This window comes from Roseomonas nitratireducens, from assembly GCF_017813355.1.
Lineage (GTDB): Bacteria > Pseudomonadota > Alphaproteobacteria > Acetobacterales > Acetobacteraceae > Neoroseomonas > Neoroseomonas nitratireducens.
Map to the genome: position 1 here is coordinate 85,010 of NZ_JAGIYZ010000013.1, position 16,395 is coordinate 101,404.

At 71.4% G+C, this 16,395-nt stretch carries 17 protein-coding genes and 1 riboswitch; of the genes, 12 read left to right on the forward strand and 5 right to left on the reverse strand.

The features are described 5' to 3' along the window. Window positions 1-17 precede the first annotated feature (17 nt). From J5Y09_RS14415 to J5Y09_RS14455, 9 genes are all read left to right on the forward strand, one after another. Window positions 18-1,061 carry an alpha/beta hydrolase gene (locus J5Y09_RS14415; protein ID WP_209352503.1) on the forward strand — a complete coding sequence of 348 codons (1,044 nt, stop codon included), beginning with the start codon at window positions 18-20 and terminating at the stop codon, window positions 1,059-1,061. 79 nt (window positions 1,062-1,140) lie between these two features. Beyond that, a complete protein-coding gene (locus tag J5Y09_RS14420) occupies window positions 1,141-1,467 on the forward strand; it encodes a hypothetical protein (protein WP_209352504.1) in 327 nt (108 codons plus the stop codon). Window positions 1,468-1,548: 81 nt separating this feature from the next. Continuing rightward, window positions 1,549-3,339 (forward strand): IlvD/Edd family dehydratase, encoded by a 1,791-nt coding sequence (locus tag J5Y09_RS14425; RefSeq protein WP_209352505.1) that lies wholly within the window; start codon window positions 1,549-1,551, stop codon window positions 3,337-3,339. Window positions 3,340-3,349: 10 nt separating this feature from the next. Then, window positions 3,350-4,099, forward strand: a complete 750-nt coding sequence (locus J5Y09_RS14430) for an SDR family oxidoreductase (protein WP_209352506.1) — start codon at window positions 3,350-3,352, stop codon at window positions 4,097-4,099. 33 nt (window positions 4,100-4,132) lie between these two features. Next, window positions 4,133-4,372, forward strand: coding sequence for a hypothetical protein (locus J5Y09_RS14435; protein WP_198375941.1), 240 nt, complete (start codon window positions 4,133-4,135; stop codon window positions 4,370-4,372). A gap of 83 nt (window positions 4,373-4,455) precedes the next feature. Continuing rightward, entirely contained in the window at window positions 4,456-5,304 is an 849-nt protein-coding gene (locus J5Y09_RS14440) for a fumarylacetoacetate hydrolase family protein (RefSeq protein WP_209352507.1), read from the forward strand. Beyond that, complete coding sequence (locus J5Y09_RS14445) at window positions 5,304-5,777, forward strand: lysozyme inhibitor LprI family protein (RefSeq protein WP_209352508.1); 474 nt, start codon at window positions 5,304-5,306, stop codon at window positions 5,775-5,777. Before J5Y09_RS14440 ends, J5Y09_RS14445 begins: the two co-directional genes overlap by 1 nt. Then, window positions 5,774-6,088 (forward strand): YdhR family protein, encoded by a 315-nt coding sequence (locus tag J5Y09_RS14450; protein ID WP_342451483.1) that lies wholly within the window; start codon window positions 5,774-5,776, stop codon window positions 6,086-6,088. Before J5Y09_RS14445 ends, J5Y09_RS14450 begins: the two co-directional genes overlap by 4 nt. A gap of 94 nt (window positions 6,089-6,182) precedes the next feature. After that, window positions 6,183-6,767, forward strand: a complete 585-nt coding sequence (locus J5Y09_RS14455; RefSeq protein ID WP_209352509.1) for a pyridoxamine 5'-phosphate oxidase family protein — start codon at window positions 6,183-6,185, stop codon at window positions 6,765-6,767. Between the two features lie 7 nt (window positions 6,768-6,774). Here the strand turns inward: J5Y09_RS14455 and J5Y09_RS14460 are convergent, their stop codons facing one another. Together J5Y09_RS14460 and J5Y09_RS14465 are read right to left on the reverse strand one after the other, a co-directional pair. Next, window positions 6,775-7,398, reverse strand: coding sequence for a class II aldolase/adducin family protein (locus tag J5Y09_RS14460; protein ID WP_342451484.1), 624 nt, complete (start codon window positions 7,396-7,398; stop codon window positions 6,775-6,777). Between the two features lie 28 nt (window positions 7,399-7,426). Further along, complete coding sequence (locus J5Y09_RS14465; protein ID WP_209352510.1) at window positions 7,427-8,962, reverse strand: UxaA family hydrolase; 1,536 nt, start codon at window positions 8,960-8,962, stop codon at window positions 7,427-7,429. A gap of 95 nt (window positions 8,963-9,057) precedes the next feature. Then, window positions 9,058-9,166: riboswitch (TPP riboswitch) on the forward strand. A gap of 80 nt (window positions 9,167-9,246) precedes the next feature. Between J5Y09_RS14465 and J5Y09_RS14470 the strand changes: the two genes are divergently transcribed. Then, a complete protein-coding gene (locus J5Y09_RS14470; RefSeq protein ID WP_209352511.1) occupies window positions 9,247-10,827 on the forward strand; it encodes an ABC transporter substrate-binding protein in 1,581 nt (526 codons plus the stop codon). On the opposite strand, the gene J5Y09_RS14475 is transcribed toward J5Y09_RS14470, so the two are convergent. Together J5Y09_RS14475 and aspS are read right to left on the reverse strand one after the other, a co-directional pair. Then, entirely contained in the window at window positions 10,828-11,676 is an 849-nt protein-coding gene (locus J5Y09_RS14475) for an EipB family protein (protein WP_245217127.1), read from the reverse strand. 34 nt (window positions 11,677-11,710) lie between these two features. Continuing rightward, window positions 11,711-13,513 carry an aspartate--tRNA ligase gene (aspS, locus tag J5Y09_RS14480; protein ID WP_209352512.1) on the reverse strand — a complete coding sequence of 601 codons (1,803 nt, stop codon included), beginning with the start codon at window positions 13,511-13,513 and terminating at the stop codon, window positions 11,711-11,713. A gap of 323 nt (window positions 13,514-13,836) precedes the next feature. Between aspS and J5Y09_RS14485 the strand changes: the two genes are divergently transcribed. After that, the gene (locus J5Y09_RS14485; RefSeq protein WP_209352513.1) at window positions 13,837-14,073 is read left to right on the forward strand and encodes a hypothetical protein; all 237 of its coding nucleotides are present in this window, start codon (window positions 13,837-13,839) and stop codon (window positions 14,071-14,073) included. 59 nt (window positions 14,074-14,132) lie between these two features. On the opposite strand, the gene J5Y09_RS14490 is transcribed toward J5Y09_RS14485, so the two are convergent. Next, entirely contained in the window at window positions 14,133-15,083 is a 951-nt protein-coding gene (locus J5Y09_RS14490) for an aldo/keto reductase (protein WP_209352514.1), read from the reverse strand. 111 nt (window positions 15,084-15,194) lie between these two features. On the opposite strand from J5Y09_RS14490, the gene rnd reads away from it, so the two are divergent. After that, window positions 15,195-16,388 (forward strand): ribonuclease D, encoded by a 1,194-nt coding sequence (rnd, locus tag J5Y09_RS14495; protein ID WP_209352515.1) that lies wholly within the window; start codon window positions 15,195-15,197, stop codon window positions 16,386-16,388. Window positions 16,389-16,395: the final 7 nt, after the last annotated feature.

The following is a 16,395-nucleotide window of genomic DNA, read 5'->3' on the forward strand; positions in this document are numbered from 1 at the left end:
TCCGAGACGAGGCCGCCATGCACCGTCGTGCCCTGATCGCCACCCCGCTCGCCGCGCCCATCCTGGCGAGCACCGCCGCCGCCCAGGCGCCATCGCTGGCCACCGAGGAATACATGGTGCCGAGCGGCGACCCGGGGATCGAGCTGTTCGTCCGCAACAAGCGGCCCGAATCGATGACCGCCTTCGCGCCGGGGCGCAGCATCCTGTTCGTGCACGGCGCGACCTATCCGGCGCACACCGCCTTCGACCTGCCGCTCGGCGGGCTGTCCTGGATGGACTACATCGCCGGGCGCGGCTTCGACGTCTGGTGCATGGACATCCGCGGCTATGGCCGGTCGACCCGCCCGCCGGAGATGGCGCAGCCGGCCGAGGCGAACCCGCCCATCGTGCGCGGCGACACCGCGGTGGCCGACATCTCCGCCGTCGCGGCCTTCATCCGCGCCCATCGCGGCCTGCCGCGCATCGTGCACATGGGCTGGTCCTGGGGCAGCACGCTGATGGGCCGCTTCGCCGCCGACAACCCGTCCCAGGTCGAGCGCCTGATCCTGTTCGCGCCGCCCTGGCTGCGCGAAGGGGCGAGCCCCGCGGCCGCGAGCACCGGCGCGACGCTCGGCGCCTGGCGGACCGTGACGCAGGCCCAGGCGCGGGAGCGCTGGATGAACGGCGTGCCGGAGGCCAAGCGCGCCGGCCTGATCCCGCCGGGCTGGTTCGAGCACTGGGCCGGCGTCACCTGGGCGACCGACCCGGACGGGCTGCGGCGCAATCCTTCCGTCCTGCGGGCGCCGAACGGCGTGCTGCTCGACAGCCGGGAATACGCCCAGGCCGGCCGGCCCTACTGGGACCCGGCCAAGGTCACGGCGCCGACGCTGCTGGTGGTGGCGGAATGGGACCGCGACACGCCGCCTTCCATGGCGACCGCGATCTTCCCGCTGCTCACCAACAGCCCGGGCAAGCGCCTGGTCATGCTGGCGGAAGGCACCCACACCATCCTGATGGAGCGCAACCGCGGCGCGCTGTTCCAGACCGTGCAGGGCTTCCTCGAGGAAACGGCCGCGGCCTGAAGATCTTCATGGTCGGGCAAGGCGGAGTGTGCGAGGGCTGTTGCGTCGCCGATCCGGCGGCCCCGATGGAACACGACACATGATGCATCGCCGCCTCCTCCTCGCCTGCGCCGCCGGTATGCTCGGCTTCGCCGGCGCCGCCGCCGCGCAGAGCACGGACCCGTCCTTCCGGCTGAACAACCGGTCGAACCAGACGATCATGGAGGTCTACGTGTCCTCCTCCCAGGACCAGAACTGGGGCCGCGACCTGCTCGGCGCGAACGTCCTGCCGCCGGGCCAGACCTTCGTCGTCCGCCTGCCGGACGGCCAGTGCACCAACGACATCCGCATCGTGATCGAAGGCGGCCGCTCGATCGAGCGGATGCAGGTCAACACCTGCAACCTGACCGACATCAACTACCCCTGAGCCCTGCCGGCGCCCGGGCGTTGACAGCCCGGGCGCCGTCAAACCACGCTTCCCCGGAATAGCCGCACCGGGGGAAGCACGATGGCAGACCAGGACCAGACCAAGCGGCCCTTCCGGCTGCGCAGCCAGCGCTGGTTCGACGACCCGACCGACCCGGGCATGACGTCGCTCTACATCGAGCGGCAGCTGAACTTCGGCATGACGCGCGGCGAGTTGCAGTCCGGCCGCCCGATCATCGGCATCGCCCAGACCGGGTCGGACATCGCGCCCTGCAACCGCCACCACATCGCGCTGGCGGAACGCGTGAAGGCGGGCATCCGCGACGCGGGCGGCGTGCCGCTGGAATTCCCCGTCCATCCCATCCAGGAAACGCTCAAGCGCCCGACCGCCGCGCTCGACCGCAACCTGCAGTATCTCAGCCTGGTCGAGGTGCTGCACGGCTATCCGATCGACGGCGTGGTGCTGACCACGGGCTGCGACAAGACGACGCCGGCGCAGCTGATGGGCGCGGCGACGGTGAACATCCCGGCCATCGCGCTGTCCGGCGGGCCGATGCTGGATGGCTGGTGGCAGGGCCGCCTGGCCGGGTCCGGCACCATTGTGTGGGAGGCGCGCAAGAAGCTCGCCGCGGGGGAGATCGACAACGACACCTTCATCGAGATGGTCGCGGCGAGTGCGACCAGCGTCGGCCATTGCTCGACCATGGGCACGGCGCTGTCGATGAATTCGCTGGCCGAGGCCGTGGGCATGAGCATCACGGGCTGCGCCGCCATCCCCGGCCCCTACCGCCAGCGCGCGCAGATGGCCTACGAGACCGGGCGGCGCATCGTGGCGATGGTGGAGGAGAATCTCCGCCCCTCCGACGTCATGACGAAGAAGGCGTTCGAGAACGCGGTCGCCGTCGCCTCGGCGATCGGCGCGTCCTCCAACTGCCCCGTCCACATGGTCGCGATCGCGCGCCACATGGGCGTGGACCACACGGTCGAGGACTGGCAGCGAGTCGGCGCCGACATCCCGCTGATCGTCGATTGCCAGCCGGCCGGCCGCTTCCTGGGCGAGGCCTTCTACCGCGCCGGCGGCGTGCCCGCGGTGATGAAGCAGCTGCTCGATGCGGGGCTGCTGCATGGCGATGCGATGACCGTCACGGGCAAGACCCTGGCGGAGAACCTCGCCAACGTCCCCGCCCCGGATCCGGAGGTGATCCGCCCTCTGGCCAGGCCGATGAAGGAACGCGCCGGCTTCGTCGTGCTGTCGGGCAACCTGTTCGACAACGCGGTGATGAAGATCAGCGTGATCGACAAGGCCTTCCGCGACCGCTTCCTGTCCGACCCGCCCGACGTGTTCGAGGGCAAGGTTGCCGTCTTCGAGGGGCCGGAAGACTACCACGCGCGCATCGAGGACCCGGCGCTCGGCATCGACGACAAGACCGTGCTGGTGATCCGCAATTGCGGCCCGGTCGGCTATCCGGGTGCCGCGGAGGTGGTGAACATGCAGCCGCCCGCATCGCTTCTGAAGCAGGGCGTGATGGCGCTGCCGACGATGGGGGATGGGCGGCAATCGGGCACCTCGGGCTCGCCCTCCATCCTCAACGTCTCGCCGGAAGCGGCCGTGGGCGGCGGGCTCGCGCTGCTGAAGGACGGCGACCCGATCCGCATCGACCTGACGACGCGGCGCGTCGACGTGCTGATCCCGGCGGAGGAACTCGCCGCGCGGCGGGCGGCGTGGAAGAAGCCCGACCTGCTCGACAAGACGCCGTGGGAGCAGATCTACCGCAGCATGGTCGGCAGCCTCGGCACCGGCGGGTGCCTCGAACCGGCGACGCTGTTCCTCAACATCCTCGAGACGCGCGGCGAGAGCCGCCACAACCACTGAAGGACCGCCCATGACGGGACGCCTTGCCGGGAAGCGCTGCTTCGTCACCGCCGCGGGCCAGGGGATCGGCCGCGCCGCCGCCCTGATGATGGCCGCGGAAGGGGCGACGGTGATCGCGACGGACCGCGACGCGCACAAGGTCGGGGACCTCGGCGCGCGCGGCATCACGCACCTGCCGCTCGACGTGCTGGACGACTCGGCGGTCGATCGCGCGGCGAAGGAAGCCGGCCCGATCGACGTGCTGTTCAACTGCGCGGGCTTCGTGCACCAGAACTCGATCCTGACCTGCACGGACGAGGAATGGGATTTCGGCTTCGGCCTGAACGTGCGCGCCATGTGGAAGGTGGCCCGCGCCTTCATCCCCGGCATGCTCGAACGCCGCCGCGGCAGCATCGTCAACATGTCGAGCGCCTGTTCGTCCGTGAAGGGCGCGCCGAACCGCTTCCTGTACGGCACCACCAAGGCGGCCGTGATCGGGCTGACCAAGTCGATCGCGACCGACTATGTGGGCCAGGGCATCCGCTGCAACTGCCTCTGCCCCGGCACGGTGGACACGCCGTCCCTGCATGACCGCATCTCGGCCAATGCGGCCGCGGCGGGGTCGGTCGAGGCGGCGCGCGCGGCCTTCGTCGCCCGCCAGGCCATGGGGCGGCTTGCCACGGCCGAGGAGATGGCCGCCCTGGTCGTCTACCTGGCCGCGGACGAAAGCGCCTTCGTTACAGGCCAGGCCATCGTCATAGACGGCGGATGGACCTTGTGAGTATGAGACGGCGTTTTCATAGGAGGCTACGTCATGGGGTTTGAACTTGCCGTTCCGCTGCTCGCCATGATGGGTGCGGTCGTGCTGGCGGGCATGGTGGATGAAGCGGCGATGCCCGCCTTCATGACGCTCGGGTCCATCTGCATGCTGGTCGGCCTGCTGATCTGGAACGGCACGATCATGCTGCCGGCGAACCAGGCGGTGGCGCTCGGCTTCGTCGCCGCGGGATTCGCCCTGTTCGGCCATGTGCGCGGGGCGCCGCGCCGGGTCTGAACCGTCGCGACGGCCGCGGCCCTTCCGGCCGCGGCCTTCCCCTGGCATGTTGGCCCGCCAGGACCACAGCCAGGAACACCAAGATGAAGCTGCTGCGCTACGGACCGCCCGGGGCTGAAAAGCCGGGCCTTCTCGATTCCGAAGGCGCGATCCGCGACCTTTCCGGCGTGATCCCGGACATCGCGGGCGATGCGCTCTCGCCGGCCTCCCTCGCGCGCATCGCCGCGCTCGACCCGGCCTCGCTGCCGAAGGTCGGCGGCGCGCCCCGCCTGGGTCCGCCCGTGACGGGCATGAAGAACCTCGTCTGCATCGGCCTGAACTACGCCGACCACGCGGCCGAGACCGGCGCGCCGATCCCCAAGGAACCGATCGTCTTCCTGAAGTCGCTCAACGCGCTGTCGGGCCCGAACGACGACGTCGTCATTCCGCGCAACAGCGTTAAGACGGATTGGGAAGTCGAGCTCGCCGTCATCATCGGCACGCGCGCCAAGTACGTCAGCGAGGAGAACGCGCTGGACCACGTCGCGGGCTACGCCGTCGGCAACGACGTGTCCGAACGCGAATGGCAGGCCGAACGCGGCGGCGCCTGGGACAAGGGCAAGGGCTTCGACACCTTCGGCCCGCTCGGCCCCTGGCTCGTGACGAAGGACGAGGTGCCCGACCCGCAGAACCTGTCGATGTTCTGCGACGTGGACGGCGTGCGCCAGCAGGATGGCTCGACGCGCACCATGATCTTCGGCGTGAAGCAGGTCATCGCCTATGTCAGCCAGTGCATCACGCTCAACCCGGGCGACGTGATCTTCACCGGCACGCCGCCGGGCGTGGGCCTGGGCAAGAAGCCCTCGCCGGTCTTCCTCAAGGCGGGGCAGGTGATGCGGCTGGGCATCGCGGGGCTCGGGGAGCAGCAGCAGAAGCTGGTGGCCTCCCCGTGATGCGCGCGGCGCTCATCGGCCTGGTGCTTCTGGCGCCGGGCCTCGCCCTCGCCCAGCAGCAGCAGCGCCAGCAGGCGCCGCGGCAGGACGACCTCGGCACGCAGGTGGAACGCAACATGCGCACCTGCATGGGCAATTCGCAGGATACGGGCCTCGCCCGGTCCTGCATGGACGGCCAGCGCGCGGCCGTCGCCCCGCGCCTGTCCCGCGCCGTGGAACGGCTGCTCGAAACCCAGGCCGACCCGGCGCGGCGCGCGGCGCTCGCCGCCGTGCAGGACTCCTGGGTCGCCTATCGCGACCGGCGCTGCGACTTCGCCGGCACGAATCCCGAGCGCGGCGCCGATGCCGCGGCCGACCGCGCCGCCTGCCTGCTGCAATTCGACGTGGGCCGGACGATCGAGATCGAGCGCGCGCTCGAACCCCCGCCGGCGCCGCGCCCGCAGCAGCAACAGCAGCAACAGCAGCGGCGGTGAGCGATACGCCGACGCTGGTGATCTTCGACTTCCCGGCCCGCCCGCCCGGCGGGCCGGAGCAGGCGGCGGCGATCCGCGCGCTGGCCGAGGACATCGCCGCCGAGCGCGACCTTCTGTGGAAGATCTGGACCGAATCGGCCGAGGAGAAGCGGGCCGGCGGCATCTACCTGTTCCGCTCCCGCGCGGCGGCCGAGGCGTATCACGCCAAGCACGCCGCAAGGCTGGCCAAGGCCGGCATCACGGGGATCGAGGCCACCTACCGCACCTGCAACGGGCCGCTCACCGCCATCACGCGCGGGCCGGTCGGCTGACCCAGCTTTCGCTCGCGCGCGGGTCGCGGCGGGCGTAGCCTCCCGCCCCGGCGCCCATGTGCGTCCTCTGCCCATGGGCGCGGAGGATCCAGCCATGGCCATGTACCATCAGGGCAACCGGGACCTTCAGGATGCCTTCGGCACCCGCGCGCTGGCCGACCGCATGGAACAGCGCATCCGGCGCCCCGCCTTCACCGAGGATGACGCGGCCTTCGTCGCCTCCCTGCCCTTCTTCTTCCTCGCGACGGCGGATGCGGAAGGACGGCCCGACTGTTCCTTCAAGGGCGGCGATCCGGGCCTCGCACGCGTGATCGCGCCCGACCTGCTGGTCTTTCCCGACTACGACGGCAACGGGATGTTCAAGAGCCTGGGGAACATCCGCGCCAACCCGCATGTCGGGCTGCTGTTCATCGCCGTCGAGGACAAGCCGCGCCGGCTGCGGGTGAACGGCACGGCGGTGGTGGCGCTCGACGACCCGCTGATGGCCGGCTTCGAGGGCGCGCAGGCGCTGGTGCGCGTGACGCCGGTGGACATCTTCCCCAACTGCCCGCGCAACATCCCGCGCATGCGGGTGGTCGAGGCCTCGCCCACCGTGCCGCGCTGCGGCGTCGATCGGGTCGAGCCCGCCTGGAAGACCTACGAGATGTTCGCCGACGTGGTGCCGCCGCGGAAGGCGTGACGGCGTTTCAGCCGCGGCCATAGCCCGCGAACTGCGCCCGCGCCGCGGCGAGTTCGGCATCGTCCAGCAGCACCGGGTCGAGCCCCGCCGCCAGCAGATCCAGGTACTGCCCGGCGAGGTTCTCGACCTCGATCGCCAGGGTCACGGCCGCGGCGAGCGTCGCGCCGATCGCCACCACGCCATGGTTCGCGAGCAACGCCGCGCGCCTGTCCCGCAGCGCCGCCACCGCGTGTTCGGCCAGCGCCGCGGTGCCGAAGGTGGCATGCACCGCGCAGCGCACATCCCCGCCCGCCAGCAGCACCATGTAGTGGAAGGGCGGGATGCCGCGCCGCGCGCAGGAAAGCGCGGTCGCGCGCGGGCTGTGCGTGTGCACGACCGCCATCGCATCCGGCCGCGCCGCATAGACCGCGGCGTGCAACTGCCATTCCGAGGACGGCCGATGCCGGCCCGTGGCACCTCCGTCCGCGGCCACGCGCACGATGTCCGCCGCATCGGTCTGCGCATAGGGAAGGCCCGCCGGCGTCACCAGGAAGCCGTCGCCGTCGCGGACCGACAGGTTCCCCGACTTCGACGGCATGAAGCCCGCCGCATCCAGCCGCCGCGCCGCGGCCACCAGCGCGTCCCGCGTCACCGCGGCCGCCCCGCCGCCGCGCGCGGGATCACATCGTCGCCCCGAGCACCCAGGGCGCGAATTCCTGCGCGCCGAAGCCCATCGCCTCGCTCTTCGTCGGTTCGCCCGACGCGGTGCGGAGCATGAGGTCGAAAATGCGCTGGCCGCAGGCCTCCACGCTTTCCCCGCCGCTGACGATCTCGCCGCAATTGATGTCCATGTCTTCCGACAGGCGTTCATGCATCGCGGTGTTGGTCGCGAGCTTGATGGACGGCGCCGGCTTCATCCCGAAGACGCTGCCGCGGCCGGTGGTGAAGCACACGAGGTTCGCACCCCCCGCCACCTGGCCCGTCGCCCCCACCGGGTCGTAGCCCGGCGTGTCCATGAAGACGAAGCCCTTGGCCGTGACGGGCTCGGCGTAGCGATAGACCTCCACCAGGTTCGTCGTGCCCGCCTTGGCCATCGCACCCAGCGACTTTTCCAGGATGGTCGTCAGCCCGCCCGCCTTGTTGCCGGGCGACGGGTTGGCGTTCATCTCGGCACCCTGGCGGGCGGTGTATTCCTCCCACCAATGCATCACGTCCACCAGCTTCTGCCCGACCTCGCGGGAGACGGCGCGGCGCGTCAGCAGATGTTCGGCGCCATAGGTCTCCGGGCTTTCCGACAGGATCACCGTGCCGCCATGCCGCACCACCAGGTCGGACGCCGCGCCGAGCGCCGGGTTCGCCGTGATGCCCGAATAGCCGTCCGACCCGCCGCATTGCAGCGCCACGCACAGTTCCGAAGCGGGCACCGGCACGCGCCTGGCGGTGTTCGATTCCGCCAGCACCTCACGGACAAAGTCCATGCCCTTCAGCACGGTGGACCGCGACCCGCCGCTGTCCTGGATGTCCATGCTGCGCAGCCGGCCGGTCAGCTTCTGCTCCTCCAGCATCGGGCCCAGCTGGTTCACCTCGCACCCCAGGCCGATGGCGATGACGTGGGAGAAATTGGCGTGGCGCGCGAAGCCCGCCAGCGTCCGGCGCAGCACGCGCAGCGGTTCGTCCATCGTCATCCCGCAGCCGGTCTTGTGCGTCAGCGCCACCACGCCATCGACATTCGGCCATGCTTCCAGCGGGTCATGCCCGGTGATCGGGTTGCGCTCGAACTGCCGCGCGATCAGTTCCGCCACATGGGCCGAGCAGTTCACCGAGGTGACGATGCCGATGTAGTTGCGCGTCGCCGCCCGCCCGTCGGCGCGGCGGATGCCCATGAAGGTCGCGGGCGGGTCGATGTAGGCGGTCGGCTTCGCGTCCACGCCCCAGGCATAGTCGCGGGCGAAGTCGCCCATTTCGCAGTTGTGGGTGTGCACCCAGGCGCCGGGCACGATCGCATCGGTGGCGAAGCCGATGATCTGGCCATAGCGGCGGATCGGTTCCCCCTTCGCATGCGGGCGCACCGCGACCTTGTGGCCGGCGGGGATGCGCCGATCCCCCACGCTGACGCCGGGCGCGACCTCGGTGCCCGGGGCGAGCACGGTGCGGGCGATCACCACGCCATCCTCGGGGTGCAGCCGGATCACGGGCGGCAGCGTCGTCGTCACCATGGGTCGTTCCTCCTCGGGCCAGGGGCATCCTAGCCGAGCCGCCGCGCCGCGCATCCCCGGCCTTGCGCCCGCGCCCGAAGCGGCGCATCTAGCCGGCGGACACCTTGGGGAGCCCCGTCCGGGGGCTGAGAGGCGGGCTTCACCCGCGACCCATGGAACCTGATCCGGTTCGGACCGGTGTAGGGAACGGTGCCACCCGTTCGTCCGCGCGTTCATTCCCCGCCAGGGGGAAGCGCGCGGCCATGCACGGGCCCCCGCTTCCTCCGCCGGCCATGGGGGAAACGATGCTCGACCGCCGCACGCTGCTCGCCGCCACCGCCGCCGCGCCCTTCGCGCGCGCCGCATCCGCCCAGACCGCCCGCGCCCGCACGCTGCGCTTCATGCCGCAGGCGGCACTCGCATCGCTCGACCCGGTCTTCAGCCCGAGCACCATCATCACCACGCATGCCTATTGCGTGTTCGACACGCTCTACGGCGCCGACCGCGCGCTCCGCCCACGGCCGCAGATGGCGGAAGGGCACGCGGTCGCGGAGGACGGCCGCACGGTCCGCATCCGCCTGCGGGACGGCCTGCGCTGGCACGATGGCGAGCCGGTGCGCGCGGCGGACTGCGTCGCGTCCATCAGGCGCTGGGGCAGCCGGGATTCCTTCGGCCAGGTGCTGCTGCGCGCGACGGCGGACCTAAGCGCCGCCGACGACCGCACCATCGTCTTCCGCCTGCACCGCCCCTTCCCGGCGCTGTTCGACGCACTGGCCAAGCCCGGCTCCTCCCCCTGCTTCATGATGCCCGAGCGCATCGCGACCCTGCCAGCCGACCGGCCGCTCGGCGTCGAGCACATGGTGGGCTCCGGCCCCTGGCGCTTCGTCGGCGCGGAGTATGTGCAGGGCAGCCGCAGCGTCTACGCCCGCAACGAGGCCTATGTGCCGCGGGATGAGCCGGCGGAGGGTGCCACGGGCGGCAAGCGCGTGCATTTCGACCGGCTGGAACTCATCTGGATTCCCGATGGCGGCACCGCGGCCGCCGCACTCCGCACCGGGGAGATCGACTGGATCGAATACCCGCTCCCCGACCTGGTGCCGGTGCTGGAACGCGACCGCAACACGCGCACGCAGATCTACGATCCGAACGGCTTCCTGGGCTTCCTGCGCTTCAACCACCTGCACAAGCCCTTCGACGATGTGCGCGTCCGCCGCGCCATCCGCGACGTGATCGTGCAGCCAGACTTCATGGCCGCGGTGGCGCTGGAAGGGGACTGGCAGGAATGCCACGCCATGTTCCCCTGCGGCCTGCCGGGGGTCGTGGAATTCCAGCCCGCCGCGCGCGGCCCGGCGGCGATGGACCGCGCGCGCGCCGCGCTGCGGGAGGCCGGCTACAACGGCGAGCCCATCATCCACATCAACCCGTCCGACTTCCCCGCCGTCACGCAGCAGGGGCGGCTGACGGTCGAGCTGATGCGCCAGCTCGGCGTCAACATCCAGGTGGTGGAGAGCGACTGGGCCTCCACCCTCGCGCGGCGGAGCAACCGCAACCCGCCGGCACAGGGCGGGTGGAACCTGCACAACACCAACGGGCCGGCCGCGACCATCGCCAACCCGGCCGTCTCCTTCGCCATCCGCATGAACGGTCAGGCCGCCTGGCCCGGCTGGCCGACGGACGCCGCGGTGGAGGAGCAGGTGGAAGCCTGGATCATGGCCGCGGATGCCGAGGCGCAGTCGCGCGCCATGCGCCGCCTGCAGGAACTCGCCTGGGATGCCGTGCCCTTCGCGCCCACCGGCCTGTTCCGTCTACGCACGGCCTTCCGGCGGGAGATCACCGGCGTGCTCCAGGGGCCGAACCCCTTCGTGTGGAACCTCAGGCGCGGCTGATCAGCACCCGCCGGGCACCGCTTCCAGCTTCACCATCCGGCCATCCACGACGAAGTCGCGGAAATCCATGGTGAGGTTGTCGGCGATCCCGTTCTCCCAGTAGCGGAGCGAGACCTCGTAGGACGGCGTCGTCGCGCCGCCGCCCTGCTGCTGCGCGTCGCGGTCGAAGAAGGCGATGCGCATGCGCACGGAGCCGAGCGGCGACAGGGACGGAAACTCCGCGACCTCCCGCGGGGCGTCCCAGGCGGACATCACCGTCGTGCTGTCCTGCACCCCGTCGGCCGAGGTTCCGTCGAACAGCGGCCCGACCAGCAGGCGCTGCCCGCTGCGCGCGGCGTTCAGCGAGAGGATGGTGTGCCGGTTCGGCAGCATCGTCCCCGGCGGCAGCCTCTCCTCCTTCACTTCGGGCTCGGAGTAGCGGACCACGCCCGATCCGTCGGCCTGCAGCTCGGCCTCCCCCGACACGCGGCTGGTGACCGCGCCCTGGGTCATCTGCGTCAGGGTGAAGCGCAGGCGGCGGCCGTCGCGGCTTTCGAAGGTGGCGTAGTCGGAGGCGGTCTCGATCTCCGTCCCCTCCCGGTCCGTGATGGTCAGGGAGAAGCGCTGGCGCGTCGTCCAGCCGTCGCAGGCGTCCAGCACCTCATAGGCCATGGCGCCGTTGGCGCTGGCGATGTTCCCGGCCTCCCGCGCGTTCGACAGGCTCAGCCGGTAGGCCGCGCGATGCGCCGCGAGGTGCTCCGCGCCGATCTGCCGGTCCATCGGCACCGGGACGGCGGCCGGGGCCTGCGCATGGCCCGGCCCGGCCAGGACCAGGCCGGTGAGCAGGGCAGTGGCGAGGCGAAGCCGCATCTTGGTCTCCTGGCTGTCCGGCGAGAGTCCCAACTTAGGGTGCCTTGGGCTTCTCCGCACCCTTCGCGGGGGGCAGGTCGAGCTTGATGTGCAGTTCCTTCAGCCGCGCGGGCGGCACCGGCGCGGGGGCCTGCATCATCAGGTCCTCCCCCTGCTGGTTCAGCGGGAAGAGGATGACCTCGCGGATGTTCGGCTCCTCGGCCAGCAGCATGACGATGCGGTCGATGCCCGGGGCCGATCCGCCATGCGGCGGGGCGCCGTAGCGGAAGGCGTTCAGCATGCCCCCGAAGCGGTCCTCGACATCCTGGGCCGTATAGCCCGCGATCTCGAAGGCGCGGATCATGATCTCCGGACGGTGGTTGCGGATCGCGCCGCTGCTGAGTTCCACGCCGTTGCAGACGATGTCGTACTGGAACGCCTTGATGTCCAAGGGGTTCATCGTGTTCAGCGCCTCCAGCCCGCCCTGCGGCATGCTGAAGGGGTTGTGGCTGAAGTCGATCTGCCCCGTCTCCTCGTTCAGCTCGTACATCGGGAAGTCGACGATCCAGCAGAAGCGGAATTCTTTCTGGGCGATCAGGTCCAATTCCTCGCCGAGGCGCGTGCGCACCTTGCCGGCGAATTTCGGCGCCTCGTCCTTCTTGCCGGCGGCGAAGAACACCGCGTCGCCCGCGTTCAGCCCGCAGGCGGCGCGGATCGCCTCCACGCGATCGGCTTCGAGGTTCTTCGCGATCGGGCCCTTCGCGCCATCGGCGGCGAACTGGATGTAGCCGAGGCCCCCCGCGCCTTCCGCCCGCGCCCATTCGTTCAGCTTGTCGAAGAAGCCGCGCGGCTTGTCGGCCGCCCCCGGCGCCGGGATGGCGCGCACGATGCCGCCCGAGGCCGCGATCTTCGCGAACAGCCCGAAGCCCGAGCCCGCGAAGTGCTCCGTGACGTCCGTGATGCGCAGAGGGTTGCGCAGGTCCGGCTTGTCGGACCCGTATTCCAGCATCGCCGTGTCGTAGGCGATGCGCGGGAAGGGCGCGCCGTACACCTTCCGGTCGCCGGCGAATTCCTCGAACACGCCGGCGATCACGGGTTCGATCGCGGCGAAGACGTCTTCCTGCGTGACGAAGCTCATCTCGAAGTCGAGCTGGTAGAACTCGCCCGGCGAGCGGTCGGCGCGGGACGCCTCGTCGCGGAAGCAGGGGGCGATCTGGAAGTAGCGGTCGAAGCCCGCGACCATGGCCAGCTGCTTGAACTGTTGCGGCGCCTGCGGCAGCGCGTAGAACTTGCCCGGATGGTTGCGCGCCGGCACCAGGAAGTCCCGCGCGCCCTCGGGGCTGCTGGCCGTCAGGATCGGCGTCTGGAACTCGGTGAAGCCCTGCTCGATCATCCGCCGGCGGATGGAGGCGATGACGCCAGCGCGCAGCATGATGTTGCGGTGCTGGCGTTCTCGCCGCAGGTCGAGGAACCGGTAGCGCAGGCGCAGTTCCTCGGGGAATTCCTGCTCGCCGGCCACCTGGATGGGCAGCTGCTCGGCGGCGGACTGGATCGCCACCTCCCGCACGCGGAGCTCGATCTCGCCGGTCGGCAGGCGGGGGTTCACCGTGCCGGGCTCGCGCAGCACCACCTCCCCCGTGATGGTCACGACGCTTTCGGGGCGGGTTTCCTCGAGCGTGGCGAGCAGGGGCGAGCCGGCCGCGACCACGCATTGCGTCATGCCGTAATGGTCGCGGAGGTCGACGAACAGCAGCCCGCCATGGTCGCGCTTGCGGTGCACCCAGCCGGAGATGCGCACGGTCTTGCCGGCGTCGGAGGCGCGGAGCGCCGCGCAGGTATGGGTGCGGTAGGCGTGCATGGGCTGGCAACCGTGGTCTGGGATGGAAGGCCGCGCAGAGGGACCGAGAGGCCCTGGCCTGTCAAGCGCGGCGGCCCGGATGGCGGCCTGTCCCGCGACATGCCGGTTTCGGACAAATTCCCCGCCGGCGCGGGCGGGGGGCTGAAGGGGAGGCTCAGACCGGGGCGGGCGGCATGGTTCCATGGCGGCGAAGGTATCAGATTTTATTCCTATTTTGCAAGGATCCGGCGCCGCCGCGCGGCGCGTCGTTGCCGGGCCGCCGCGCCGGTGACAGGCTCGCGCGACGACCCCGCATCACCCCGGCCCGGCCGGCGGAGGACAGGATGAGCGACACGCCCGGCCGCCGCGGCCGCCGTTGGCTGCTGGGGGTGGCGCTCGGCACGCTGTTCGCCACGCCCGCCATGGCGGAGGTGACCCGCCCCCGCCCGCCGCGGCGCGTCCGCAGGGTGGGATCGGCGCAGACCCCGACCCCGGCGCAGCGCCCGACGACCCCGCCCGCGGCGACGCGGCCCGGGACGCGCGGGGGCGTCGGCTCCGGCGGCGACACCCCGGGCAGCTAGCGCGGCGGCGGCGCGCGGCCTCGGCATCGCCGGCGGCCCGGCCGGCGCCTGACCAGGCGTCAGGCGCTCGCCGAATCCAGCCCCGCCATCTCGCCTTCCGTCAGCGCCAGCGTCGCCGCCTTCGCCAGTTCCGCCAGCTGCGCCGGGCTGGTCGCGCTCGCGATCGGCGCCGTGATGCCCGGCCGGGCGATCTGCCACGCCAGGGCCACCGCCGTCGGGGTCACCCCCCGCGCCTTCGCCACCGCATCGAGCGCGGCGAGCACCGCATCCCCCTTCGGCCCCATGTGCTTCGCCACGCTGCGCGCGCCGCGGACGGATTTCCCGAGATCCCCCTCCCCCCGGTACTTGCCGGTGAGGAACCCCGAGGCGAGGGCCGAATAGGTGATGACCCCCACATCCTCGGCGCGGCAGAGCGGCAGCAGGTCCGCCTCGATGCCGCGATCCATCAGGTTGTAGACCGGCTGGTGGCTCTCGAAGCGCGGCAGGCCCTCGGCCGCGCTGACCTCCAGCGCCGCCTTCAGCCGCGCGGCGGTGTAGTTGGAGGAGCCGATGGCGCGCACCTTCCCCGCCTCGATCAGCCGGGCGAAGGCGCCGAGCGTCTCGGCCAGCGGCACCCCCTCGTCGTCCTTGTGCGCCTGGTACAGGTCGATCGTCTCGATCCCGAGCCGGGCGAGCGAGGCATCGCAGGCCCGCGCGATCCAGTCCGGCGACAGGCCCTTGCCCTGGCCGGGGATCTCCATGCCGCACTTGGTCAGCACCAGCACCCGGTCCCGCACCCCGGGGCGGGATTTCAGCCAGGCGCCGATCAGGCTTTCCGATTCGCCGCCCGCATGGCCCGCGACCCAGGTGGAATAGACATCGGCCGTGTCGATCGCGACCAACCCGTGGTCCAGGCAGGCATCGAGCAGGCGGAAGGACATGGTCCGGTCCGCCGTCCAGCCGAAGACATTGCCGCCGAAGACGATGGGCGGGATCGAAAGCCCCGACCGGCCGAGCGCGCGAAGCTGCATGGCTGCCCCCTCCCGCGGGCGGGCCGCAGCATGCGCCCGGCGGGCCGCCCGGCCAACCGGCGCGCCGCGCAACCTTTCCCTTCGCCGGGCCGGGGACTAGAAATGAAGGGAATGACTCGCCGCCCCGCCGCCGCCGCCGCGGCAGACCCCGCGCCCGCCCTGATCACCGAGACCGAGGCCCTGGCCGCGCTCTGCGCCCGGCTGGCGACCGAGCGCTTCGTCACGGTCGACACGGAATTCATGCGCGAGCGCACCTACTGGCCGGAGCTGTGCCTCGTGCAGCTCGCGGGGCAGGAGGAAGTGGCGCTGGTCGATGCGCTGGCGCCGGGCATCGACCTCGCGCCGCTCGGCGAATTGCTGGCGAACCCGGCTGTGATGAAGGTGTTCCACGCCGCGCGGCAGGATGTGGAGATCTTCCTGCTGAAGTTCGACGCGGTGCCGACGCCGCTGTTCGACACGCAGGTCGCGGCCATGGTCGCGGGCTATGGCGACCAGGTGTCCTATGACGGGCTGTGCCGGTCGCTGGCCGGGGCCGCGATCGACAAGGCGCACCGCTTCAGCGACTGGTCGGCGCGCCCGCTCTCGCCCGCGCAGCAGGCCTATGCGGCCGCGGACGTGACGCATCTGCGCAAGATCTATTCGGTGCTGGACGCGAAGCTGCGGCGCGAGGGTCGGCTCGCCTGGGTGGGGGAGGAGATGGCCGCGCTCGCCGACCCCGCCACCTACCGCACGGAACCGGAAGCGGCCTGGGAAAGGCTGCGCCCGCGCACCGGCAACCGCCGCTTCCTGGGCGTGCTGCAGGCGGTCGCGGCGTGGCGCGAGAGGGAAGCGCAGCGCATCAACATCCCGCGCCAGCGGCTGGTGAAGGACGAGACGCTGCTCGAGATCGCGGCGACGATGCCGGACAGCGTGGCCGACCTCGCCCGCGCGCGCGGCATATCCGAAGGCTTCGCCAAGGGCCGCTCGGGCAGCGGGCTGCTGGCGGCCGTGAAGGCCGGGCGCGAACTGCCCGACGAGGCGCTGCCGGAAGCGCCCAAGGACCGCGCCGGCCCGCCATCCTCCCCCGCCCTCGTCGCGCTGCTGAAGGTGCTGCTGGCGGCAAAGAGCGAGGAGCACCAGGTGGCCCCGCGCCTGCTCGCCTCCAGCGAGGATCTCGACCGGCTGGCCGGCGGCGACGGCGCCGAGGTGCCGGCCCTGCAGGGCTGGCGGCGGGAAGTGTTCGGCGAAGCCGCGCTGGCGCTGAAAAGCGGCCGGCTCGCGCTCGGCGTGGATGGGCGGAAGGTGAAGCTGATCCCGGCGGGTTGAGGCGCGG